Source organism: Halalkalibaculum sp. DA384 (assembly GCF_043951955.1).
Lineage (GTDB): Bacteria > Bacteroidota > Rhodothermia > Balneolales > Balneolaceae > JAMQKA01.
The window spans coordinates 21,562-43,960 of sequence record NZ_JBINJE010000001.1 but is presented as its reverse complement, the minus strand read 5'-3'; the positions used below and the strand labels follow the sequence as shown (position 1 = coordinate 43,960).

General features: G+C 51.6%; 16 protein-coding genes. 7 read left to right on the top strand and 9 right to left on the bottom strand.

The window, feature by feature from the left end:
* The first annotated feature begins 350 nt into the window (after positions 1-350).
* Positions 351-1,142, top strand: coding sequence for a TrmH family RNA methyltransferase (locus ACG2E4_RS00160; protein ID WP_395275346.1), 792 nt, complete (start codon positions 351-353; stop codon positions 1,140-1,142).
* 369 nt (positions 1,143-1,511) lie between these two features.
* On the top strand, positions 1,512-2,843 hold the full coding sequence (locus tag ACG2E4_RS00155) for a PhoH family protein (protein WP_395275345.1): 1,332 nt from the start codon (positions 1,512-1,514) through the stop codon (positions 2,841-2,843).
* A gap of 121 nt (positions 2,844-2,964) precedes the next feature.
* On the opposite strand, the gene ACG2E4_RS00150 is transcribed toward ACG2E4_RS00155, so the two are convergent.
* From ACG2E4_RS00150 to ACG2E4_RS00140, 3 genes are all read right to left on the bottom strand, one after another.
* Positions 2,965-4,200, bottom strand: coding sequence for an NAD(P)/FAD-dependent oxidoreductase (locus ACG2E4_RS00150; protein ID WP_395275344.1), 1,236 nt, complete (start codon positions 4,198-4,200; stop codon positions 2,965-2,967).
* 128 nt (positions 4,201-4,328) lie between these two features.
* Entirely contained in the window at positions 4,329-5,135 is an 807-nt protein-coding gene (gene murI / locus ACG2E4_RS00145) for a glutamate racemase (RefSeq protein ID WP_395257934.1), read from the bottom strand.
* A 178-nt stretch (positions 5,136-5,313) separates the two neighbouring features.
* Positions 5,314-9,447: a lamin tail domain-containing protein gene (locus ACG2E4_RS00140; RefSeq protein WP_395275343.1), complete on the bottom strand. Its 4,134-nt coding sequence runs from the start codon at positions 9,445-9,447 to the stop codon at positions 5,314-5,316.
* Positions 9,448-9,998: 551 nt separating this feature from the next.
* Here ACG2E4_RS00140 and ACG2E4_RS00135 point away from each other — a divergent pair.
* The gene (locus ACG2E4_RS00135) at positions 9,999-10,391 is read left to right on the top strand and encodes a hypothetical protein (RefSeq protein ID WP_395257938.1); all 393 of its coding nucleotides are present in this window, start codon (positions 9,999-10,001) and stop codon (positions 10,389-10,391) included.
* Positions 10,392-10,467: 76 nt separating this feature from the next.
* On the opposite strand, the gene asd is transcribed toward ACG2E4_RS00135, so the two are convergent.
* Entirely contained in the window at positions 10,468-11,529 is a 1,062-nt protein-coding gene (gene asd / locus ACG2E4_RS00130; RefSeq protein WP_395275342.1) for an aspartate-semialdehyde dehydrogenase, read from the bottom strand.
* A 187-nt stretch (positions 11,530-11,716) separates the two neighbouring features.
* On the opposite strand from asd, the gene ACG2E4_RS00125 reads away from it, so the two are divergent.
* Together ACG2E4_RS00125 and ACG2E4_RS00120 are read left to right on the top strand one after the other, a co-directional pair.
* Complete coding sequence (locus ACG2E4_RS00125; RefSeq protein ID WP_395275341.1) at positions 11,717-13,189, top strand: glycine--tRNA ligase; 1,473 nt, start codon at positions 11,717-11,719, stop codon at positions 13,187-13,189.
* Positions 13,190-13,328: 139 nt separating this feature from the next.
* Positions 13,329-14,252, top strand: a complete 924-nt coding sequence (locus ACG2E4_RS00120; RefSeq protein WP_395275340.1) for a sulfite exporter TauE/SafE family protein — start codon at positions 13,329-13,331, stop codon at positions 14,250-14,252.
* 130 nt (positions 14,253-14,382) lie between these two features.
* Here ACG2E4_RS00120 and ACG2E4_RS00115 read toward each other — a convergent pair whose 3' ends face one another.
* Entirely contained in the window at positions 14,383-14,964 is a 582-nt protein-coding gene (locus ACG2E4_RS00115; RefSeq protein ID WP_395257946.1) for a superoxide dismutase family protein, read from the bottom strand.
* A 317-nt stretch (positions 14,965-15,281) separates the two neighbouring features.
* On the opposite strand from ACG2E4_RS00115, the gene ACG2E4_RS00110 reads away from it, so the two are divergent.
* Both ACG2E4_RS00110 and ACG2E4_RS00105 read left to right on the top strand, forming a co-directional pair.
* Positions 15,282-15,710 carry a VOC family protein gene (locus tag ACG2E4_RS00110; RefSeq protein WP_395275339.1) on the top strand — a complete coding sequence of 143 codons (429 nt, stop codon included), beginning with the start codon at positions 15,282-15,284 and terminating at the stop codon, positions 15,708-15,710.
* Positions 15,711-15,776: 66 nt separating this feature from the next.
* On the top strand, positions 15,777-16,850 hold the full coding sequence (locus tag ACG2E4_RS00105) for a CNNM domain-containing protein (protein WP_395275338.1): 1,074 nt from the start codon (positions 15,777-15,779) through the stop codon (positions 16,848-16,850).
* 84 nt (positions 16,851-16,934) lie between these two features.
* On the opposite strand, the gene ACG2E4_RS00100 is transcribed toward ACG2E4_RS00105, so the two are convergent.
* From ACG2E4_RS00100 to ACG2E4_RS00085, 4 genes are all read right to left on the bottom strand, one after another.
* Complete coding sequence (locus tag ACG2E4_RS00100) at positions 16,935-17,702, bottom strand: SDR family NAD(P)-dependent oxidoreductase (RefSeq protein WP_395257952.1); 768 nt, start codon at positions 17,700-17,702, stop codon at positions 16,935-16,937.
* A gap of 21 nt (positions 17,703-17,723) precedes the next feature.
* Complete coding sequence (locus ACG2E4_RS00095; protein ID WP_395275337.1) at positions 17,724-19,709, bottom strand: ATP-binding cassette domain-containing protein; 1,986 nt, start codon at positions 19,707-19,709, stop codon at positions 17,724-17,726.
* 1 nt (position 19,710) lies between these two features.
* The gene (locus tag ACG2E4_RS00090) at positions 19,711-21,096 is read right to left on the bottom strand and encodes an aspartate kinase (RefSeq protein WP_395257956.1); all 1,386 of its coding nucleotides are present in this window, start codon (positions 21,094-21,096) and stop codon (positions 19,711-19,713) included.
* A gap of 174 nt (positions 21,097-21,270) precedes the next feature.
* Positions 21,271-22,323: a serine protease gene (locus tag ACG2E4_RS00085; RefSeq protein ID WP_395257958.1), complete on the bottom strand. Its 1,053-nt coding sequence runs from the start codon at positions 22,321-22,323 to the stop codon at positions 21,271-21,273.
* Positions 22,324-22,399: the final 76 nt, after the last annotated feature.

Below are 22,399 nucleotides of genomic sequence, written 5' to 3'. Positions count from 1 at the left end.
ACACTGTAAAGATAACGATACTGCGGAGGTTTTAAACCCTGATCATCTGCTTAACCCGGATTATTCACCAAGAAATTTGGTTGTGAACGAGGCATCCTGACAATGGCACCAGCAGACGTACCGAGGTACGTTGAGGAGCCATTGTCGGGACAACGAAGGGCACGGCCAAATTTTGCAGCCCGTTGTAAAGACACTCAAATTTGAGCTACAGGTTATTTTCGATATGTCAACCAAAATCAAAGGCTTAACCTTTTATATTTATAATTTTGTGAATAGTCCGGGTTATTTTTCTTGCCGGCTGCGTATTTTGTATTATCCCGGGAATCACACGAAAGAATCTAAGAATTTGTATGGATACCATTTCAAATCGGCAGTTGACACTCCTGAGAAAACTGCAGAAGAAAAAATATCGCGAACGTGAGCAGTTGTTCCTCGTGGAGGGCGAGCGGGCTGTAGAACAGGTTATCCAAAACGGGACAGTTCAAGTGACGCATCTTTTTTGGGATGAAAACCAGCAGCTGTGGAAGAGGCCGGGCTGGAGCGAGCGGGCCGGGCAACTACTCTCTGCCAAAGTAGATCCTCATTCATTCCGTGAGATTACCGACACAGACAATCCCCAGGGGATACTGGCGCTTTGCGAGATGCCGCCGGAGGTTGCGCTCGACGAGCTTTCGGACAAACAGGGAGTGGTTGTGGCAACCGACCGCATCCAGGATCCCGGCAACCTGGGCACTATTCTGCGCTCGGCAGCGTGGTTTGGCGTGCAGGGATTGCTGCTGGGCAAGGGAACCGCAGATCTGTTTAATCCCAAAGTGGTGCGCAGCACGGCGGGTGCCACGGGAACAATCCCGTTTGTGAATGTGAACCTGGAGCAAACACTTTCTTTTTTTGAGGAGAAGGGCTGGCAGGTGCTGCTGCTCGATACCTCCGAACATGCAGAAAGCCTGCGTACGGTTGAGGCCGCCCCCCAGACTATTGTGGTGATCGGCAACGAAGCAAATGGCGTTGATCCGAGTTTAATGGCTGGACGAAACCGCAGAGTTGTTGAAATTCCCCATCCACAAAAAGAGAAACAGGTAGAGAGCCTGAATGCCTCGATTGCGCTTTCCATAGCACTTTATGCGTTGAGTGATCAGACCTGAGTAATAACTAAGGAGTCTTGATAAAAGCAACCTGTACTGCGAGCTTCAGCTCGCAACTTAGATTTAGAACAGCGTCTGCTGGTGTGAAAGGGCATTAATTGATCAAAAGTGTTAATTTGGAAGAGCAGCAGCTTTTAAATAGGGCTGAGATCGCGAGCTGAAGCTCGCGGTACGGTTCATTTATAATGTTCTTGCATACCTTTAATCCTCAGCAGATCCACCAAAATCATTATTGGCCAATATCAAATTAATTTTTCGTAAACAAGCCCCTCAGAATTGCTTCTGTTCCTCTGTTTAGCTATTGTTCAAATAGACTGGGTTTCGCTATCATCTGCGACGTTCTTTTATAACTAAATTGGACTTCTGTCTATGCCAAGAGCCAAGCAAAAGAAGATTTTTGTACTCGATACCTCCGTTCTCCTGTATGATTCCGATGCCGTAAAAAATTTCCAGAAAAACGATATCGCCATTCCCATCACCGTTCTTGAAGAGCTTGACACCTTCAAGAAAGGCAACGACGTCATCAACCTGCACGCCCGCGAGTTTATTCGCTATCTGGATAAAATTTCAGACAAAAACATGCTGCAGGAGTGGATCTCCCTCAACGGTCAGTCGCACGGCAAGCTGCGCGTGCTGAACGATGAAGGCAGCAAGACGGATGCCGCTGAAGTATTTGGCTCCAAGAAGAAAGATCATCGCATACTGAATGCCACCCTGAAGCTGATGGAGAGTGAGCCGGATAAAAAAGTGATCCTGGTTTCCAAGGATATCAACCTGCGTATCAAGGCACGGGCGCTGAACATTGAGGCGGAGGATTATGAAACGGTGCGCGTCAAGGATATCGATCACCTGTACAAGGGCAAGACCGAGGTAAAATACAACGATGCGGATGTGATCAATGAATTTTACAACGATGGTAAGCTGGATCCAAAAAAGGTGGGGGATGACAAGCCGGTGAGCAACCACTTTTTTATCCTGAAAAATCACTCCAGCTCGGCGCTCGGCTTTTATAATTCTCGGACCCAGCACATTGAACCCGTCCGCAAGATGGCAGCCTACGGGGTAAACCCGCGCAATGCCGAGCAGACCTTTGCCCTGCAGGCTATTATGGACCCTGAAATATCGCTGGTAACCATTACCGGGGCTGCGGGTACAGGAAAAACGCTGATTGCACTGGCCGGGGCCATGGAGCAGCGTCGCAATTTTAAGCAGATCTATATGGCGCGCCCCATCGTGCCGCTCAGCAACAAGGATATCGGCTACCTGCCCGGCGATATCAAGTCCAAGATCGATCCCTACATGCAGCCGCTGTGGGATAACCTGAACTTTATCAAAAACCAGTTCTCGGAAACCAGCAAGCAGTACAAGCGGGTGGAAGAGATGGTGAAAACCGAGAAACTCCGCATTGTGCCGCTGGCCTACATCCGGGGTCGCAGCCTATCCAACGTCATTTTCATTGTGGATGAAGCCCAGAACCTGACGCCGCACGAGGTTAAGACCATCATCACCAGGGCCGGCGAAAATACAAAGATTATATTTACCGGCGATATTTACCAGATCGACACGCCCTACTTGGACACCCAGAGCAACGGTCTCTCCTTCCTGGTGGACCGCATGCACGACAACGACCTGTACGCCCACATCAACCTGGAGAAAGGCGAACGCTCCGAACTGGCCAACCTGGCAAGCAAACTGCTGTAGGCCACAGATCTGCACAGAGATAAAGGACAAGAAAAATACGAAGTACGTAATACGAAATACGTAAAACGAAAAGCCACAGCTTATCACTAAGGAGACTGTAGTATTACTCCTTACTTAGCACTCATTGCCAATTCTCCCCAAAAATCCAGCCCGTGGTCCAGGCCGACTGGAAATTGTAGCCGCCGGTGATGGCATCAATATCCAGCACTTCGCCGGCAAAATAAACGCCGGGACATTTCTTGCTCTCCATCGTCCCGAAATCGATTTCGGTGAGTGGAATGCCGCCGCAGGTGACGAACTCCTCTTTGTAAGTGGTTTTGCCCTGGATCTGGTAAGTGCCATTGACCAGCTGATGAGCAAGTTCATGGATCTGCTGGTTGGAAAGATTGGCCCAGCGGGTATTGGCATTGATCTGTACGAGCCCAGTGAAACGCTTCCACAGTCGGTTGGGGATGGGGAACCGGTCCTGTTTAGTGACCAGCTTTTTAGCGTTTTCCTGCCTCAGCTTTTTAAGTATTTTTCGCACCTCCTGTTCGGTTTTGGGATGCAGCCAATTGACCTGGATCGTAAACCGGTACTCCTGTTCGTGAAGGTAACGCGCTGCCCACGCCGAAGCCTTCAGCACTGCCGGACCGCTGAGTCCCCAGTGCGTAATCAGCAGCGGACCGGTATGCGTGTAGGGGCTGTCTGTTATACTGACTTCCGCCTCCGGCACCGAAATGCCCGCCAGATCGGTGAAAATTTTATCCCGAAAGTTAAACGTAAATAGTGAGGGCACCGGCTCTTCGATGGAGTGTCCCAGCTCCTCCAGCCAGGCGTAGGACTTACGGCGGTTGCTGCCGCCGGTTGCGATAAGTACGAGATCCACAGTTGCCGGATTTGAGTTGTGGATATGCAGGTTGAAGCGTCCATTCTTCAGAGGCTCCACTCGCTCGATCTTGGTTTTGGTGCGTACTTGAATACCTCTTTCCAGGGCTTCCCGCTTCAGGCAATTGATGATGGTGGCGGAGTCATCGGTAACCGGGAACATGCGTCCATCCTCCTCAGTTTTGAGCTCCACGCCGCGCTCCTCAAACCATCGCACCGTATTTTTGGCATCAAATCGTTCAAACGCCCAGCGCAGTTCCCTCTCGCCCCGAGGGTAGGCTTTGGAGAGCAGCTCGGGATCAAAGCAGTGATGCGTTACGTTGCACCGCCCGCCACCTGAAATGCGCACTTTGGAGAGCACTTCCCGGCTGCGTTCGAAAATAGTGATATTGAGATCAGGATTATTCCGGGCCGCACGAATGGCCCCGAAAAAGCCGGCTGCACCACCACCTATGACAGCTAGTTTTTTGTTAAAGGAATTTTGAGACATTTTAAAGTTAGTTAAACCGCTGAGAAGGTTATATCACAAAGTTACACGAAGTAGTCACGAAGAATATCAAAGAAAACTTTGTGAACTTCTGTGCCTTCTTTAGATAAATTAGCGCTACTGTGAAATGATCAGGGAAGGGCAACAATCTCCACATCCTCAATACGGTGGCCCAGGAAGCGCTCCGCAAGTTCATGAAAACGCTGGGGGCGGTCGCTCACAAATGTTTCTAATTTTCCCTCTGCTTCATCATTCAGCAGCTCCAGGTTTTGCAGTTCTGTGCGGGCCATCTCAGCTATCGACAAGGCCGAGTCCACGATCTCAATCTTTGGATCGTGCAGAATTCGACGAATCGATTCCTTGAAGAGCGGATAGTGCGTGCAGCCGAGAATCAGGCTGTCGATGTTGCTGCCTTCAAATTTTTTGAGATAGGTCTGCAGGGTTTTTTCGGCAATTTCGTTGTCGGTCCATCCCTCTTCGGCCAGCGGCACCAGCAGTGGACAGGCCGCTGAGGTGATGGTGATGCCCCCGTTGTACTCCCGGATTGCGGTCTCATAGGCTCCTGAGCCCACCGTAGCAAGCGTACCGATTACTCCAATATGTCGATGTTTGTGCTGCATCGCGGCGCGCGTTCCGGCGGTGATTACATCCAGCACGGGAATGTCCCCGGCGGCCTTCTGTACCTCTCGTTTGGCGGAAGCCGAAACGGTATTGCAGGCGATCAGGATCATCTTCACATTCCGATCCAACAGAAAATCAGTGATCTGCAGCGCGTAATTTCGTACGGTTTCTTCCGATTTAATACCGTAGGGCACGCGGGCGGTATCCCCAAAATAGATGATATTCTCGTTGGGGAGCGCCTCGCGAACTGCCTTTACAACGGTAAGTCCTCCGATGCCGGAATCAAAAATGCCGATGGGAGCCGCTTTTTTACTCATGTAGATTGCTTTAAAACTGTAATTTCAGGAGAGGGCAAAGTATTGAAGAAAGGAATATCGAACAAGGGATTTAGCGTAACGAATGCTGAACCGCGCGTTATTGAAAGTCCGACACTCGAAATTCCTTTCCATCTCGGACCTTGCAACCTTCAACCTTCAACATCAAACATTTAACCTCCTACATTTGCCGTGCCAGTACGACGACTTCTTTGAATGTGCGGTTGCTGCCGTTGCTGCTGTCGTACGCCTCGAACAGCACAATATAGATGCCCACCCGGTTGCGATTCCCGTCATCGGTTGTGCCATCCCACTGGAGGGAGCCCTCATAGCCCGCCTGCTTGCCGTCCGCCAGTTCACGGACCAGGCGTCCATATCGGTCAAAAATGCGAACCTTCAACAGGTAGTTGGGGTGATCCAGCGTGTAATTGATAAACAGGTTGTCTTCGTGGCCGTCCCCATCCGGGGAAAAGGGATTGGGATTGAAGCTGATGCCGATCTCGTCCGGCGGTTGCCCGGGTACCTGGTAGATCGAGTTTTCCGTTCCGGGGGTTCCGCCCTTTTTTGTGGTGCTGGAGCTCCAGTTGGAGGCACTTCCACTGGGACCGGACGGATTTATTCGTTCTAAAGCCACTCCGCGTGTGTCAATGATATTGGGATTGTGCCAGCTTTCATCATAGTAGACCGAGTCGATCGTAGCCCCGGTGCTGTCAGCCAGGTAGATCGCATCATCCCTGGAAGCGAGGTTTAATGTTCCCCGGTCAATTCTCACTGTGCGGGTGGGAGAGAGATCGTCGAGTTCAAAAAAGAGGGCGGTCTGGCTGTCGGAAAATCTGTCTTTTTCATCCGCATAGACCAATACGTGTCCCTGGGGAGGCAGAAATTTTGCGCGGGAGTTAACCGGTATGAGCGAACGGGTTGCCCCGGTTTCATCGGGCGCGTCGTGCAGGGTGAATCCCTCAAGCGAGACGGCGTAATCCCGGGTGTTCCGGAGTTCAATATACTCACGCTGATCAGGCTGGTTGTCCTCCGGGTCGTTCAGCGGATTGTACATGATCTCGTTGATTACTACGCTGCCCGCTTCGATCGGCTCAGCCACCGGTATGGATGTTGCTCTGGTGATGTTTCCTTTTACATCCGCCAGGTTTCGGATATTGAGCTCCCTCGGTTTGGGGTTGCTGCTACCCGAAGCCGGTTGCTGCAGTAAAATTTTGTTGCCATTCCCGGGAGTGAATGTTGCTACCGATAATGACTTTCCTTCCAGCATAAAAGTAAGTTCCGGCGAAAGTTGAATAAATTCGTCAAACCGAACTTCGATCAGGCCATCCGGCCGGCGGGTTGAAAAGAGCACACCGGGAGGTGATCGGTCTGGTGAAAAACGGCTGTTTTTTGTTCCCCCGCTGCTTCCTTCCGGGGATCCGCTGCTGGTCCAGTTGGACCCGTCGTTGGAGGCCGCCAGGGGGTCTTTACGCTCTATCGATATTCCTTCATCACCGCCCCATCGGGCCTTGTAGTAAAGTGAATCTATCGTGGTACCCTGGCTTGAACGTATGTATATCGCGTCTTCATCATCATTGAGAGACGGGAAGCCGGATAGATAGTATCCGTTGTCCAAAGTGGAGGCGAATTTCTTGTGACCCGTCAACAGAACATACTCTCCCGCTTTGAGCTGAATTCCGCGGGAGAGGTCCGTTACAGCGACCCCGTCGCCCAGCTGCCAGCCCGACAAGTCGTAGTGTTCGCTGCCGGGATTGTACAGCTCTACAAATTCAGGCCCTGAGGCCCCGGATCGATGATACAGGATTTCGTTGATCACGATATCTCCGCGCTCTGCAGAGGCAAACTCCAGGTATTCGCGGGTCCGGGAAACGGTCTCCATCGCATTCCCAAAAATATCCTGCAGGTTGCTGAGCGTTATGTTATATGCGGTGCCCGAGACAAGATCTTCGGCAAGAAGGAGCGTAACGGTGTCGCCTGCCACCGATCTCATCTGAATATCCACCGGAGGAGTGACCGAGTAGTTGGAAGGATTGCGGGCGCTTTCGCTGGAAACGGGTTCAGAAAATACCAGCTTCATCGTTGAAGCGTCGGGAATCTGGAATTTCGATAACTTCGGAGGGGTAGTGTCCGGGGGTATTGCATTGCCGGTTCCGGGTGTGCCGGTGCCTTGGGGCGTGTCTCCCCAGTTGGCCTGGTGGTAGGCGGGAACACGGGTTGTGCGTCGTTCCAGCGAAACCTTGTCGCCGCCCCAGCCTGAGCGGTACCGGAGAGAATCCATCAGCGTTCCATCGGGCCGCCGGAGTACGATGTCGTCGCCACCGTTGTTTAGCGATGGAAACCGGCTCCCGGTCGTAAGGATACGGATGCCCGGATACCGGGATGCCAGGGTGCTGTCCGGGGCAATGACGGCGAACGAATCAGGGGGCAGTACAAACGATTTGTAGGCAAGTACCTTCCGGTTGCCGGTATTGTCGCTGAGCGTCCATCCCTGCAGGTCGAACGACCGCTGAGTGGGATTGTACAGCTCAACAAACTCCGTACCGCCTTCCGGCGGCTCGTACATAAATTCATTGATAAAAATATCACCGGAGTCGGCGCGCGAGATATGGTAGTATGTGAAATCGATGTTGCTCGACACCTGGGAGTTGCCGAAGATATCCTCTACGCCGGAGATGGTGAGGGTGTACCGGGACGCATTTTTCAGTGGGGTATCCAGCAGTAGAAGTACGGTATCCGGCTCTGAAACCTGTACGCCGCTGAAGCCAATTTCCCCGCTGATGCTGTAGCGCGAAATAGCGCCGGCTGTACGTCGATCTACCCTCTCATTGAACAGGAGCTGTAGTTTTTGATCCTCAAGAATATTAAATTCGATGACGGAGGGAGGCATGGTGTCATCGGGTATGGTGTTCGGCCGCCCGGGTGTTCCGCCGGTGGGGTGCGGCGAATCTCCCCAGTTGGAACGGTAGATTGCAGTCGTGGAGGTTGAACGTCGTTCCAGGGCGACCTCTGAACCACCCCAATCGGGAGAATAAAAGAGGGAGTCGACCCGTATGCCACTCTCGGTATGGATCCGGACTGCATCTCCCCCGTTATTGAAGGCGGGAAGCGAGGCCACGGGAACGTAATTCCGGGAACCGTAGGTGTTGAAGAGAGCAGTGGTATCGGAGGAAAATACCAGGAAATCACCAGCCCCGATCACCAGAGTATCCCTGCTGAGGGAGACCATCGCCTGTTCATCACCAATCAGCCAGTCTTCCAGGTTCAGGCGTTTTGAACTCCTGTTTGTGATTTCAATATATTCAGCCTGTTCCCGGGGCTCGTCATACATAACCTCGGTAATAGCGATATCGCCCTGGTTAAAAATGTCAAAAAGAACAAAATCGATTGTTGAATCCGTATTGATGGTATTTCCTGCGGCATCATCGATGTTGTTGACCGTCAGTGTGTAGTCGCCGCCGGGGAGCGGTTGGGAATAGGTCAGCCGTACCGTATTCAGGTCGGTTACACGTGCAGAAGAGGGAGTCCCGATACCGTTATTTAAGGTGAAGTCTGCGGCAGCAACACTGTTGGGCGCAATTCTGGTGTTGAATACAACATCCATAATTCTGTTTTCGGAGGGAATTATATCTGCAATTTTAAGCGGGGGTGTTACCTTGCGTACCTGGATATCGTCATAAAAATAGTGGGATGTGCGGCTACCGATATATTGGCTGTAGATCCCGAAAACGTTGCTGAAACGATGAGTGTTATCCCGGGCAGATCCCTGGGATGTGAAATCATTACCCCCGGTGGAATCTGCCAGGAGCTTCCAGTGTCCCTCCAGGTCTCTTGTAACTTTTATGCGAACGGCAACGGGATCATGATCAATTAAATCGTTTGCTCCATCAATAATTTTTGTTTGCTCGGTTCCCGTCTGCCGGAAGAGGCTGACTTCGTCATCTGTATGGCCCACCCGGACGTAATAGCCGTTGACCGGTTCAGCAAGCTCGGGCTGATCGGCCAACAGGTAGATTCTGGAATAGCTGGTTGAGGAGGGGTTGAAATCGAACTCCACCAGGAACTCCCAGGTTCCGTAGGCCGCGGTGCTTTCGGTTGTTAAATAGGAGGTGCCTCCACCGGAGGCATCCAGCCGAAGTTTGCTGTTTCCCTGGTCGTCGAAAATAATATGGTCATCCACGGATCCGGTCCATGCAGGATCAGCGGTAAAATCGCCGTCGCTGAAGGTTTCGTCAATAATGGTTGTCTGGGCACTTGTCTGCCCAGGCAGTAGCAGAATTAAAAGAACGACAAGTAACGTTGCGAGGAAATTGTTCATAGCTCTCTTGTTTTGATGTTCATATCTGAGGTAAGAGGGCGGGTTGGGAAGCCAACGGTAAAAAATAAGGTGAAGAGGGGTCAGCCTCTTCACCTCGGAAGGACATTGAATGTGCTCTCTCATTCAACGGCTTGTGAAAGATGAGTTATCTTCATCTCTACTTACTAGACCGGTAAACAGGGCAATCCTTACAAAAAAAATTAATTTTTTTCTGAGCTTGAGGATATAACAGCGCGATTTTAACTATGAACATTCAGGGTTTACCGGAGCGCAGATGACACGAAAGGTGCAGGTCATCACGGGATAGCAGTTCAGGCAGTACCTGATACATGATCTGTCTGCACCGATCGGCATGATCGGTGTTATCCTCGGTTTGTCAGGGAGAGGCCGCTATCCAGGGTTTGACGTGAAAATAACTTGAAGTGACAGGTAGCAGATGTGGCGAACAGGTTTTTGCAAAATTCGGATCCTGAAAAGTTTGTAATTTGTATGTTCAAGATGGAATTTTCGTTGCAAATGTCTCCCATAAATTCAATTGCGTTACACATACCATGCCATTTGAGACCAAAGCGGTACAATTTGAGATCCCTGCAGTAAATTACGGGCTTCAAACGGCCAGTGGATTACTTAAGCTGGAGGGGGAAGAGCTTCTGATCGAATTCCAGGTGAAAGACGCCCTGTTTGAAGTATTCAAGTCGGATGTGGAGGAGGTCGCCATTCCGCTCCGGGCGCTGCAGTCCGTTGAATACAAAAAAGGATGGTTCAGCTCCAGGATTGTCCTGGAGGCAGATTCGTTGCGGGTCTTTGATGAAATCCCGGGCGCTGACCAGGGCGAATGTATACTCAAGATAAAGCGAAAGGAGAGAAAGGAAGCCGAAAAGCTGGTCTCCAAAATACGCCTTGTGATGTCAGAAATTAAGTTAAACGACCTGAATGAAGAGTAAACATCGAATAAAGAACAAGGAATGGTAAAGGGAACGTCCCTTCAGTCGACATTCCTTGTTCGATATTCTCAACTTGCTAATTCAGATAGCCCTTCTCGGCCAGCAGCTCTGCATTCAGGATCGCTCCGCCGGCTGCACCGCGAACGGTATTGTGGGCCAGCGCGATATAGGAAATGTCAAATACAGAGCCCGTTCTCAGGCGTCCCATACCGAGCTGCATCCCGTTTTCGCGGGCAGAGTGCAGGCGCGGTTGTGGATGGCGCTCCTCTTCATACAGCTTGACCGGCTGCTTGGGCGCCGAGGGGAGATCAAGGTCGGCAATCGGGCTCTTCCAGTCTTCAATCGCCTTCTGTACGTCCGAGATATCCGAGGGCTTCTCTTTTAATTTAACAGCAACAGAAAGCAGGTGTCCCTCAACGGTGGGAATGCGAACAGCCGTGGATTGAACGCCAAAGTCGGCATGCGTCACGGTACCGTTGCTGTTAAGGGTTCCGAGCATCTTCAGCGGCTCAGTGTGAATTTTGTCCTCTTCGCCTCCGATAAAGGGAACCGCGTTGCCCAGAATATCGAGGCTGGGAACGCCGGGATATCCCGCCCCCGAAACCGCCTGCATCGAGGTAACAACGACCGATTCGATCCCAAAGGCGTCAAAGATCGGGCGCAGCGACATCGACAGCGGCACGCACACGCAGTTTGGATTGGTGACGATCCAACCGCTGCCGTCGGCGGTAAAATCCTGTGATTTGATCATTTCAACATGATCCGGGTTCACTTCCGGAACCAGCAGCGGTACCGAGTCAAACATCCGGTGATTTTTTGCATTGGAAATTACCGGGATACCCGCAGTCGCAAAGGCCTGCTCAATATCTTTGGCCACGGAGGAATCGAGCCCGGAAAACACGAAATCGACCCCTTCAAAATGTGCAGGTTCACACGTAGAAACCTTCAGTTTGGCTACCTGCCCGGGAAGTTCAATATCCTCAATCCAGTGAGCGGCCTGTTTATAGGTCTTTCCGGCCGAACGTTTGGAAGCACCCAGGGCCTTGATCGTGAACCAGGGATGCCTGCGAAGTAAACGGATAAATTTTTGTCCGACAGCGCCGGTTGCGCCGAGAATTCCTACGTTGAAACTGTGCATTGTATTATGATTTCTGTGGGTTTAAAAAGTTGATTGCTCCCGCTGCCGGTTTCCGGGAGTAAACCGGGCCGGAAATACAGGAGGCAGGGAATATCGGAATTAAAAAACTAGAATTCATTAATTAAACGTACTTTTTTTATCTTTGGCATCGATGAATCTGAACCCAAAATAATTTTTACACACTTCAATGGCAGTAACCGAACTCGACAGTCTGGATAAAATCGTATCGCTGGCCAAAGCGCGCGGCCTTATTTTTCAATCTTCCGAAATTTACGGCGGGCTCGGGGCCGTTTACGACTACGGCCCGCTGGGAGTGGAGCTGAAGCGCAATATCCGTGACCTGTGGTGGAGGGAGATGACCCAAAAGCATGATAACATCGTGGGCATTGATGCCGCTATTTTCATGCATCCCAAAGTGTGGGAGGCCAGCGGACACGTTTCCGGCTTCAACGACCCGATGATCGATGACAGGCAGTCGAACAAGCGGTACCGGGCCGATATGCTTATTGAAGGGCATATCGCCAAGCTCCGCAGCAAAGAAAAGGCGGAGGAGGCCGACCAGCTACAGGAACTGCTCGATACCGCCGGCACGCGCGAGGGATTGTGCGAGGATCTCCACAAGATCATCATCGACAACGAAATCCGGGCGCCCGAATCCGGGGCGTTCGACTGGACCGAAGTCCGCCAGTTTAACCTGATGTTCAAGACCCAGTTCGGAGCGGTCTCTTCTGGGGATGATGACGATGCAGTATACCTGCGCCCGGAAACGGCCCAGGGCATTTTCGTGAATTTCAAGAACGTGATGGATACCGCCCGGCAGCAGGTGCCGTTCGGCATTGCCCAGACCGGCAAGGCGTTCCGTAACGAGGTGGTGGCCCGGCAGTTTGTATTCCGGATGCGGGAGTTCGAGCAGATGGAGATGCAGTACTTTGTGGAGCCGGGCACCGACGAGGAGGAGTATGACAACTGGCTTGCGGACCGCTTGGAGTGGCACAAAAACCTGGGCATCCGCCCCCGAAAGCTGCGTACAGCTCCCCACCCCGAAGACAAGCTGGCACACTACGCTGCAGCTGCGGCTGATATCCAGTATGAATACCCGATCGGCTGGCAGGAGGTGGAAGGCATCCACAACCGCACCGACTTTGACCTGAGCCAGCACCAGGAGTTTTCCGGTAAAAAGCTGGAGTATTACGACCAGGCCAAGCAAAAACGCTACATTCCCTATGTTATAGAAACCTCCGTGGGACTTGATCGGACCGTCATGATGGTGCTCTGCGACGCTTATCGCGAGGAAGAGGTGGACGGAGACACGCGTACGGTATTAAAACTGAATCCGGAAGTGGCGCCCCGAAAATTGGGCATTTTCCCGCTCATCAAAAAAGACAAGCTGATCGACCTGGCCAAAAAGATTGAAGCGGACCTGCGAGAGGAATACACCGTGCTTTATGATGAATCCGGATCTATCGGGAAACGCTATCGCCGGCAGGATGAGGCCGGTACGCCCTTTTGCATCACGGTCGACTTTGACGGGGTTGAGTCAGAGGGAGAAGATACGGTCACCATCCGCTACCGCGATGATATGACGCAGGATCGCGTGCCGGTCAGTCGTCTTAAAGAAGTGATCAACGACAAAATGAAATCCTGGAGTCCGGAAGATTAGTTCCGGGTTGGATGGCTCCCGCCTTAACTCTTTGGAATCGCCCGATTTGCAAAAGCACAGGCCAACAGGTTTCGCTAAGCAGCGTATACTCATTTTTCTTGGTCCGGTTTTACTGGTTTACGGAATCTGGCTCTTCTGGATGATCTCCCAAAATAGATGGTATCTGTTCCTGTCAGACTGGTACATGACCCTGACCATGGTATTTGGCTCGTTTATCGCGGGAGCCAGCTCTGAGGGCGGCGGTGCCATCGCCTACCCGGTAATGACGCTGATATTCGAGATCGATCCCTCGGTGGCGCGTAATTTCAGCCTGGCGATCCAAAGTGTGGGGATGACGGCGGCTTCCCTCTGGATAATTGCCAAAAAGGTTCCAATTGAGAAAACGTACCTCTGGATCGTAGCCGCTGGCGGGACGGGCGGCATCATCTTCGGCACCTACCTCATCGCCCCCTACGTTTTACCGGCTTACGCCAAAATGATGTTTGTATCATTCTGGCTCAGCTACGGAATCGCGCTCTTTTTTATCAATCACATCCGGAAGCGAACATCGGCAGAGGCACTGCCCGCTCTCACCCCGGGACAAAAGATCGAATTGGTGGCTGTCGGCTTTGTCGGGGGTATCCTGAGTGCCATCCTCGGCAACGGGATCGATATCTGCTCGTTTGCATTTGTGACGCTGAAATATCGTCTCTCGGAGAAAATCGCGACCCCAACTTCCGTCATCCTGATGGCGATGAATGCCGTGGTGGGAACTCTGCTGCACGGGCTGATACTGCAGGATCTGCAGCCGGAAGCGATCAACTTTTGGTTGGTCTGTATTCCCGTGGTCGTCCTGGGAGCACCAATGGGGGCTTACGTCATCAGCAGGGTAAACCGCTTGTATATTGCCGTTTTACTCTATGTTATCCTGCTTGTACAGTTCGTCAGCGCCATATTGATTATCCGTCCCTCCGGGATGCTGATTCTGTTTTCGGCTGGAATTTTTCTGTCGGGCCTGGTTCTGTTCTTCTGGCTCACGAATTACAACCGCACGAACGGGCAGATGCCGGTTGCTTCTGAGTAATGGTGAATATATGGGAGGAAGGGTTCATGAAAACCAGGAAAAATCGGGTCGAAAGAAGAAAGAGAACGATTCCAAAAGAAAAGGGGACATATCCTAAATGATATGTCCCCTGCCTGTCGTTGAAACTCTATTACTGGGAAGTATTCGCAATACCGATTACGCCACAGCCAATGCGGGGACCGGCCGCACCAGAGGGTTGCGACTCCAGGTCATCTTCTCCGCCGTGCACCACAATACCGCGACCGATAATGCTGTCAGGACCATTCAGCTCAATCACGGAATCAGTGTAGTCGATGGTCGCATTTCCTTCACTGTCGGCAACGATATTGCCCATATCCCCCATGTGACGATCATCCTGGGTGGGCGCACCGTGATCATTTCCAGCCGGGTTGTAGTGACCGCCGGCAGAAGTCCCGTCGCTGGCAGTGCAATCTCCATATTGGTGGATGTGGAACCCGTGCCGGCCTTCCTCAAGTCCACTCAATTCAGCCGTCACCTGCACGCCTTCTGCGGTCTGCTCAAAAGTAACGGTACCACTGACCTCATTGCCTTCCGTGGGATGGACAACTGCAACCGCTTTAGTAAAATTGGTAGAAGGAGCGGTAGTGGTTTCCTCTTCGGCAGACTCCTGCTGTTGTGGCTGCGCACAACCGGCGATTACAAATGCTACAATTATGAGAGGGATCGAAAATATTTTTGAAATGTGTTTCATGGTTTAGAGAAATATTTTGTTAGAAATTACGGGTAGTTGTTAACAACTTGCCAGGCTTCGGCATTCAATAAATCTTATGTTGGGTACATCTGCAAATTTGATTGACCGTTTTAAAAAAGGAGATGGGGTGTTTTCGTGGAATATTTGTTGGGTGGGTAAAAGTAGGGTACCAGCCGAGGGCCGATAGGCTGCAGAAAAAATAATAATTTACAACCGGTCTCCACAAAATACGGATATAATTTCGGTCAAAATTTTTCACTTCACGTGAAATACCTATTTTAAGCGAAACATTAACTCCAGAGCAATTTTAGAAACTGATGGCTGAGCAATCTTTTGAACGTTTTCATCTTGGATTTCCCATATCCGATATTGAGGAGACTCGTAAATTTTACGGGGAAATACTGGGATGTGACATCGTACGGAGCTCCGAACGGACGATTAATATCAATTTTTGGGGGCACCAGCTTGTCGGACACCTGATCCCTGAATTCGCGGGAAAACACGGAACCAATGAAATTGACGGTAACCCGGTACCGGTGCACCACTTCGGGGTGATCCTCGAGTGGGACGAATGGGAAGCACTGGCCGAGCGGATTCGGGCCTCGGAACACGATTTTGTCTTTGAGCCCTATGTCAGAGACAAAGGATTGCCGGAAGAGGAGGGCAAGATGTTTTTCAGGGACCCGAGCGGCAACACCATGGAGTTCAAAACATTTAAAAATGAGGATCAAATTTTTGCAGGGTAACAGATTGATAGTGGGATTATACAATGTTCATTTTCCGATTAAATTTTTGAGTCTCAAATCCAGCCTATGACACTGCTTTTATTCTACCTGTTCCTCGCTCTGGGAGTATCGTTTCTGTGTTCTATTCTGGAATCGGTGCTGTTGTCGGTCAGCGAATCGTATGTTGCCGTTATGAAGCGGAAGGGCACGCAGGGTGGAGAGTTGCTTGCCCGGTACAAGGAGGATATCGATCGTCCCCTGTCGGCAATTCTCAGCCTCAACACCATTGCCCATACCGTGGGAGCGGCGGGTGTCGGAGCCCAGGCCCAGGCGGTTTTCGGCAATGAATACGTCAGTATAATATCGGCTGTACTTACCCTGCTTATTCTCGTCTTCTCAGAAATTATCCCCAAAACGCTGGGAGCAACCTATTGGAAAACGCTTTCGCCGCTGGCTGCGCGCACGCTGCGGGTGCTTATGTTCCTGATGTATCCTTTTGTAGCACTGTCAAACGGCATCACGCGTCTGCTTTCAAGCGATAACCGTCCGCCCTCCTTCAGCCGGGAAGAATTCAGCGCACTGGCCGAGCGTGGGGTGGAGCAGGGAATCTTTGAGGAGGAGGAGTCAATGATTTTTAAGAATCTCATCCGGTTCAGCTCGCTTCGCGTCAAGGATATCATGACGCCACGGATTGTCGTTAAATACTACAACCAGGAACGGACAATTGAGGAGATTCCAGACAAGGTGGAAGATCTGCGTTTTTCGCGGCTCCCGCTTTATGAGGACAACGAAGACAACATCACCGGGTATGTGCTTAAAAACGACCTGTTAATACAACTGGCGCGCGATGAGAAGCATAAAAAGCTCAAAGAATTGAAACGGGAGATTCTGGTTGTCCCGGAAAATGCCAACCTGAAAATCCTTTTTGAACGGCTGCTGGAGCAGCAGGATCATATTGCGCTGGTAGTGGATGAATATGGCGGATTTTCAGGTGTGGTGACAATGGAAGACCTGGTGGAAACCCTGTTGGGCATGGAGATTATTGACGAGGTGGATGCCTATGAAGATATGCAGAAACTGGCTCGTAAAAAGTGGAGAGAACGCGCGGCCCGCCTCGGTATCGTCTCGGACGAGGATGAGGAGGACAGACGTGAGATGTGAGACGTCAAACGTGAGAGGTACAGAACAAGATGTCAAATTCGTCTCCCATCTCACATCTGACGTCTCACGTCTACAAACAAACAATCATCCCGCCGCTGAGGCGCCCCCGTCCACCGTGACGACGGAGCCGGTCGTCCAGCCTGCGTCATCGCTGGCCAGGAACAGCACGGTTCTTGCAATCTCTTCCGGGGAGCCGATCCGTTTCATCGGCAGCGTGCCGGGCACTTCATCCAGGATGGTATCCGGATTGGGAAATGCTTCTGCAGAGTCGTTATAGAGCTTGGTGTCTACCGGACCGGGCTGCACCAGGTTGATCCGAATATCCGGGGCGTAATCGACGGCCGCCTGCCGTACCAACGCCTCCAATGCACCTTTTGATGCACAATAGGCGGCGTGATTCGGGAACCCTTTGTGTGCAGCAATGGAGCCGGTCACAACCACAGCTCCGCCGCCTTTTGTCTGCTGCATTTTCGGGATGCCGGCACGCAGCAGGTAAAAAACGGCATTCAGATTGGTATCCAGCGTTTTGTCCCAGGTTTCCGTGGTCACCTCTGTGATCGATCCCAGTCCCAGCATCCCGGCGTTGGGCACGAGCAGGTCAAGTCCGCCGAATTCGGAGACCGCCCGTTCCACGAGCTGCTTGTTGAGATCCCGAGAGCTGACATCGCCCGGGATAAAAATGGCTTCTCCCCCGCGGGAAGTGATCTTCGTCACCACCTCCCGTCCCTGCTGTGTATCTCGTCCATTCATGACTACGCGAGCCCCCTCAGCGGTAAAAAGTTCGGCCACGGCGCGCCCCATCCCCCGGGTGGCACCGGTAACAATAGCTGTTTTACCGTCTAGTTTCTTCATATCTTTTTTTCTTGGGTCTTGCTATTCAAACTCCTCCTCAATTTCGCTGATCTTCATGGCCAGCTTCTCCCATTCCGCGTAGGTCTCCACGAGCTCGGCCTTCAGCTTTTCATACTCCAGGGAGATCTCTTTCACCTGCACTTCATCATCGTAGAAATCGGGCTCTGCCATCTCCTGCTCAATCTCCTGCTTGCGATTTTCCAGGGTTTCTATTTTTTCTTCCAGGGGATCGATCTTCTTTTTAAACGGCTTGAGCTTGTTATACTTTTCCTGCCGTTTTTGAGCTTCTACCCGGCGTTCTTCCTTACGTGAGAGGGTAGACCCGGAACCGGAGCCGTTTGCTGAGTGTGGCGGCCCCGTTCTGTTGTTGGCTGAGGCCGTGTTTAACGTTTCATTCTCTTCTTCTCTCTTTTTTTCAAGATAGTAGGAAACATTCCCCAGAAACGTGCGCACGCGATTCGGCTGAACTTCCAGCACTTTGCTGACGATGGGATCGAGAAAATCGCGGTCGTGCGAAACGATAATGAATGTCCCCTCATATTGGTCGAGAGCCTGCTGGAGGATCTGTTTTGACTGCATATCCAGGTGGTTGGTCGGCTCGTCAAAAATCATGAAATTGGCCGAGTTCACCAGCATACGGGCCAGGGCAAGGCGACTTTTTTCGCCCCCCGACAGCACCGACACTTTTTTAAAGACCTCATCCCCCTGGAACAAAAAGCAGCCCAGGATGGTGCGCAAGCGGGTTTCCCGGGCGTTGGGGGCCGCTTCTCGCATAATTTCAAACACCGTCTTCGACAGGTCGAGCTCGTCGGCCTGGTGCTGGGCAAAATAGTTTGTGGTGAGATTGTGTCCCGGCTCGCGGCTGCCCCCGTCATAATCTTCAAGTCCGGCCAGAATGCGCACCATGGTGGATTTTCCCGCGCCGTTCGGACCTACGACGGCAATTTTATCCCCGCGCTCCACGGAATAGTCCAGGCCGTCAAATACCTGGTTTTCGCCGTAGCTCTTGCTGATATTCTGCAGCTTCATGACTACTGCACCACTTCGCTCGGGCGGGGGGAACTGAAACGTGATCTCCTCCTCGTGTTCATCCAGCTCAATTTTGTCCATCTTTTCCAGCTGCTTGATCCGGCTCTGTACCTGCGAAGCCTTGCTGGCATTGTATCGGAATTTGTCAATAAACTCCTGCAGTTCCTTGATCTCCCGCTGCTGGTTTTTGTAGGCCTTGCGGAGATGGTCCATCCGCTCCTCATGCTTTTCCACGTAGTATGAATAGTTGCCCGCATAGTCGTAAAGATTTCCACGGTCCAGCGCAAGCGTTCGCCCGGTGATTTTGTCAAGGAATGCCTTGTCGTGGGAGACGACGATGACCGCCCCCTTGTAGCTAAGGAGAAAATTCTCGATCCACTGCAGGGATTCGATATCCAGGTGATTGGTCGGCTCGTCAAGCATGAGATAGGTCGGCTGCTGAAGCAGCAGCTTGGCCAGGGCAATTCGCATTAGCCAGCCCCCGCTGAATTCAGTGGTCGACCGGTTAAAATCCTTTTTCGTAAAGCCCAGACCCATCAGCACTTTTTCGATGTCAGAATCCAGTGAGTAGGCCCCCGACTGCTCCAGGCGATCCTGCAACCGCCCCATGCGCTCCAGGGTCTGCTTGTATTGATCACTGTCGGACTCCAGGTGGCTCAATTTTTGCTGTTCTTTCCGGGTTTTTTCTCGCAGTTCCTGCAGGTCGGAGAAGGCGCTTTTCACCTCTTCCAGCACGGTCAGTGACGGGTCCGGATCCACCCCGTCCTGCGGGAGGTATCCGACCGTGGCCGATTTGGACAGCTTCAGTTGGCCCTCGTCTGGCTCGATCTGCCCGGCAATAATTTTGAGGAGGGTCGATTTTCCCGCTCCATTGGGTCCCACAAGCCCGATCCGTTCCCCGGGATTGATCAGCGCATCGATCGAATTAAAGAGGGGCTGATCTCCCAGCGTAAGTGATATATTTTCAAGTGCCAGCATGTCAGGATGTTGAAGAAAGTTCGGTTCTGAAGAGTGAGCGGTGAAGCGAGCGAACGGTGGCGATCAGCTGTTGTTCCGGGAGCACCAGGTTCAGGTTCCGTTTATCCCGGCTGAAGGAGATCAGCGAAAGGGGACCGCCCCTGACCGAGGAAAAGACGCGGCTTGTGATCGACTCCACATTCGAAAGCCCGAAGCCGATCAGGCTGACCAGGCCCTGCTGCTCCGTTATTGTGACTTCCCCAATTCCTTGCAGCTCGTTTATAACCAGATCGAGCTTCTCCGGCCGTTCCAGGGCGATCGAAACGGAAGCCTCAGTGGTGGTTACCACATCTACCGTAATATGATGATGCTCCAGGATCTGGAACACGTTCGACAGGAAACGAAATCCCATCAACGTGCTGGGGGCGTTGACCGTTATGATAACAACGTCTTCCAGGAATGCAAGTGCGCGTACCGGCCGCCCGGATTCGGCATTGGAGTAGATCTTGGTTCCCGGATGACCGGGATCAAAAATGTTGCGGACATATACCGGGATCTCTTTTTGTGCCGCCGGTTTCAGTGTGGAAGGATGCAGCACCCGTGCCCCGAAATAGGCCATCTCGGTGGCTTCCCGAAAGCTGATTTCCGGGATAGGCCGGGCCTCCTCCACCACCCGTGGGTCGCAGGTAAAAATACCGCTGACATCGGTCCATATTTCAATCGCCTCGCAGTTGAGGGCGGCCCCGATCAGGCTGGCGGTGTAGTCGGATCCCTCGAATCCGAGGGTGGTTAGTTCTCCCTGATCGTTTTCGCCGTAATACCCGCCGATGACCGGGATTATCGACTGCTCAATGTTCTGGCGTATTTTCCGGGCTTGTTGGTTAATCCTGCGGAGGTCGGGAGTGGCGTGACCGAAATCGGAGTTCGTCTTGATAATATCGCGCGCATCCATAAACGTGGTATTCAGGCCAAACACTTTTCCACATGTCGCAAAAAGCCCGGAGGAGAGCTGTTCCCCGATACTTGCCACGGCATCTTTGCGGGCAGCATCTGTTTTTTTGCTTTTGTTGATCTCCCTGAGATGCCGGTTCAGATCACGGATCTTCTTTTCAATCCATGCCAGGCACTGCTCAAGGGCATCGGCCGCATCATGATGGTCGAACTCCTGCAGAAATCGGCGGATCAGGGTTTCGTGACGTGAACGTATTTCACTGCTTATTTCGAGCGAGCGCTCATAGCGGTCCGGTGCCGCCTCGACGGCGGCCAGCAGCTGTCGCGTAGTTCGGGAGGTGGCAGAGACCACAACCACGGGCTGTTCATATTGTTTGACGATCTCCAGCACCATGCGCCATGTGTGCTCGTCGCCCATGGAAGTGCCGCCGAATTTGAGTACGCGTGTTGTCTTCATGATACCATTTTATAAGCTGAAACAAACAGTGCCAAAGATACCAAACTGAGGCTACAGATTTAAATAGAAATGCTCGTTTCAAATATTACCTGAACCCAAGTATCGATAAAATCGGAATGATATCTTGCAGGTTGAGAAGAATGATGAAAACGGTAGTTGCATGGTTTGCGCCAGCTAAAAGCTGGGAAAACTAACCGCTGAAGCTTGGAGGAGCTGCCGGTTTTCATCTAAAAAATCAGCGATATCTCCGGTGGGAATTGATTGGGTAACGCCATATGCAATACGAACTTTTTTTTCCTGGTAGACGGGACCGTCATACGGCTCTGTTAGTTTGTCGCTGGTGGATCGATTCGGGGCGGGAACCAAAATGTGTTCTTCTTCGGCTGATGCGGTATTGGTCATTCCAACCCATTCAAAGCTGGAATAATGATCTCTGCTGGCCAATATGATACCACCGCTCATACCCTGGTTAAAAAGTCCGTCGGTCAGGAAGTCTCCTCGACTGGTACGATTTGGATCGCTGACGATGGCGCGGGTTACTACAGCTCTCCCTCTTGGATAGCCGGCAATATAGAGAAATGATCCCCATTTCAGATCCTTTGAATTTCCCAGCTGAATCGAAAGCGGTGGTATTTGCAGGTTGGGCTCTTGTTGCCTCTGAACTTGAATAAGTGCCAGGTCCTTGACGGGGTCAACTGATTTTACTTCAAAAGGAGCGAGGTGCCTTTCTCCATAAACCAGGTTGTGTTGGGTGAATTTTACGGCTACAGACCGGATATATTCATTTTCAGGAAGATCGCCTGTTTCAACATATTCGATCAGTGTATCCGGGAACTGAACTATATGCGCGCATGTGAGCAGCGATATGAACCGGCTATCCTGGGCAATGGAGATGGCTGTTCCGGCAACGCTCTCCTCTTTGGTTGTTGAGCGGGAGGAGAGTTGCATCAAGTCGGCGCCACGGATTTGAGGGAGCGTTACCGGTTCCTCTTCAAAATAAAAGATACGGTAAATTCCCGATATCGTGATTCGCCTTACGGACCGAAAAACGTTACTGATGTTTGCAGATATATCTTTCGTGGGAAAAGCGGATGTATACTCCTCCTGCAGGTTGCGCCTGTTATCACTTCCCGCGGAGGACGATTGTACTCCTAGTTCCGTAGAGACACATCCCGATATGAACATGAATGCTGCTATACAGAGGCCGATCTGTCTAAAGAAAATCATTCACCTACGGTTTGATTTGTGAGGTTTTTGCAAAACCGCTGTTTTAGCTAAAAAATAATGGAACAGGTCTGCAGGA

Coding starts and splice junctions, on each gene's coding strand:
- ACG2E4_RS00125 (WP_395275341.1), top strand. CDS start 11,717: ATGGCAGTAACCGAACTCGACAGTCTGGATAAAATCGTATCGCTGGCC.
- ACG2E4_RS00110 (WP_395275339.1), top strand. CDS start 15,282: ATGGCTGAGCAATCTTTTGAACGTTTTCATCTTGGATTTCCCATATCC.
- ACG2E4_RS00155 (WP_395275345.1), top strand. CDS start 1,512: ATGCCAAGAGCCAAGCAAAAGAAGATTTTTGTACTCGATACCTCCGTT.
- asd (WP_395275342.1), bottom strand. CDS start 11,529: ATGCACAGTTTCAACGTAGGAATTCTCGGCGCAACCGGCGCTGTCGGA.
- ACG2E4_RS00090 (WP_395257956.1), bottom strand. CDS start 21,096: ATGAAGACAACACGCGTACTCAAATTCGGCGGCACTTCCATGGGCGAC.
- ACG2E4_RS00135 (WP_395257938.1), top strand. CDS start 9,999: ATGCCATTTGAGACCAAAGCGGTACAATTTGAGATCCCTGCAGTAAAT.
- ACG2E4_RS00115 (WP_395257946.1), bottom strand. CDS start 14,964: ATGAAACACATTTCAAAAATATTTTCGATCCCTCTCATAATTGTAGCA.
- murI (WP_395257934.1), bottom strand. CDS start 5,135: ATGAGTAAAAAAGCGGCTCCCATCGGCATTTTTGATTCCGGCATCGGA.
- ACG2E4_RS00140 (WP_395275343.1), bottom strand. CDS start 9,447: ATGAACAATTTCCTCGCAACGTTACTTGTCGTTCTTTTAATTCTGCTA.
- ACG2E4_RS00100 (WP_395257952.1), bottom strand. CDS start 17,702: ATGAAGAAACTAGACGGTAAAACAGCTATTGTTACCGGTGCCACCCGG.
- ACG2E4_RS00085 (WP_395257958.1), bottom strand. CDS start 22,323: ATGATTTTCTTTAGACAGATCGGCCTCTGTATAGCAGCATTCATGTTC.
- ACG2E4_RS00120 (WP_395275340.1), top strand. CDS start 13,329: ATGATCTCCCAAAATAGATGGTATCTGTTCCTGTCAGACTGGTACATG.
- ACG2E4_RS00105 (WP_395275338.1), top strand. CDS start 15,777: ATGACACTGCTTTTATTCTACCTGTTCCTCGCTCTGGGAGTATCGTTT.
- ACG2E4_RS00150 (WP_395275344.1), bottom strand. CDS start 4,200: ATGTCTCAAAATTCCTTTAACAAAAAACTAGCTGTCATAGGTGGTGGT.
- ACG2E4_RS00160 (WP_395275346.1), top strand. CDS start 351: ATGGATACCATTTCAAATCGGCAGTTGACACTCCTGAGAAAACTGCAG.
- ACG2E4_RS00095 (WP_395275337.1), bottom strand. CDS start 19,709: ATGCTGGCACTTGAAAATATATCACTTACGCTGGGAGATCAGCCCCTC.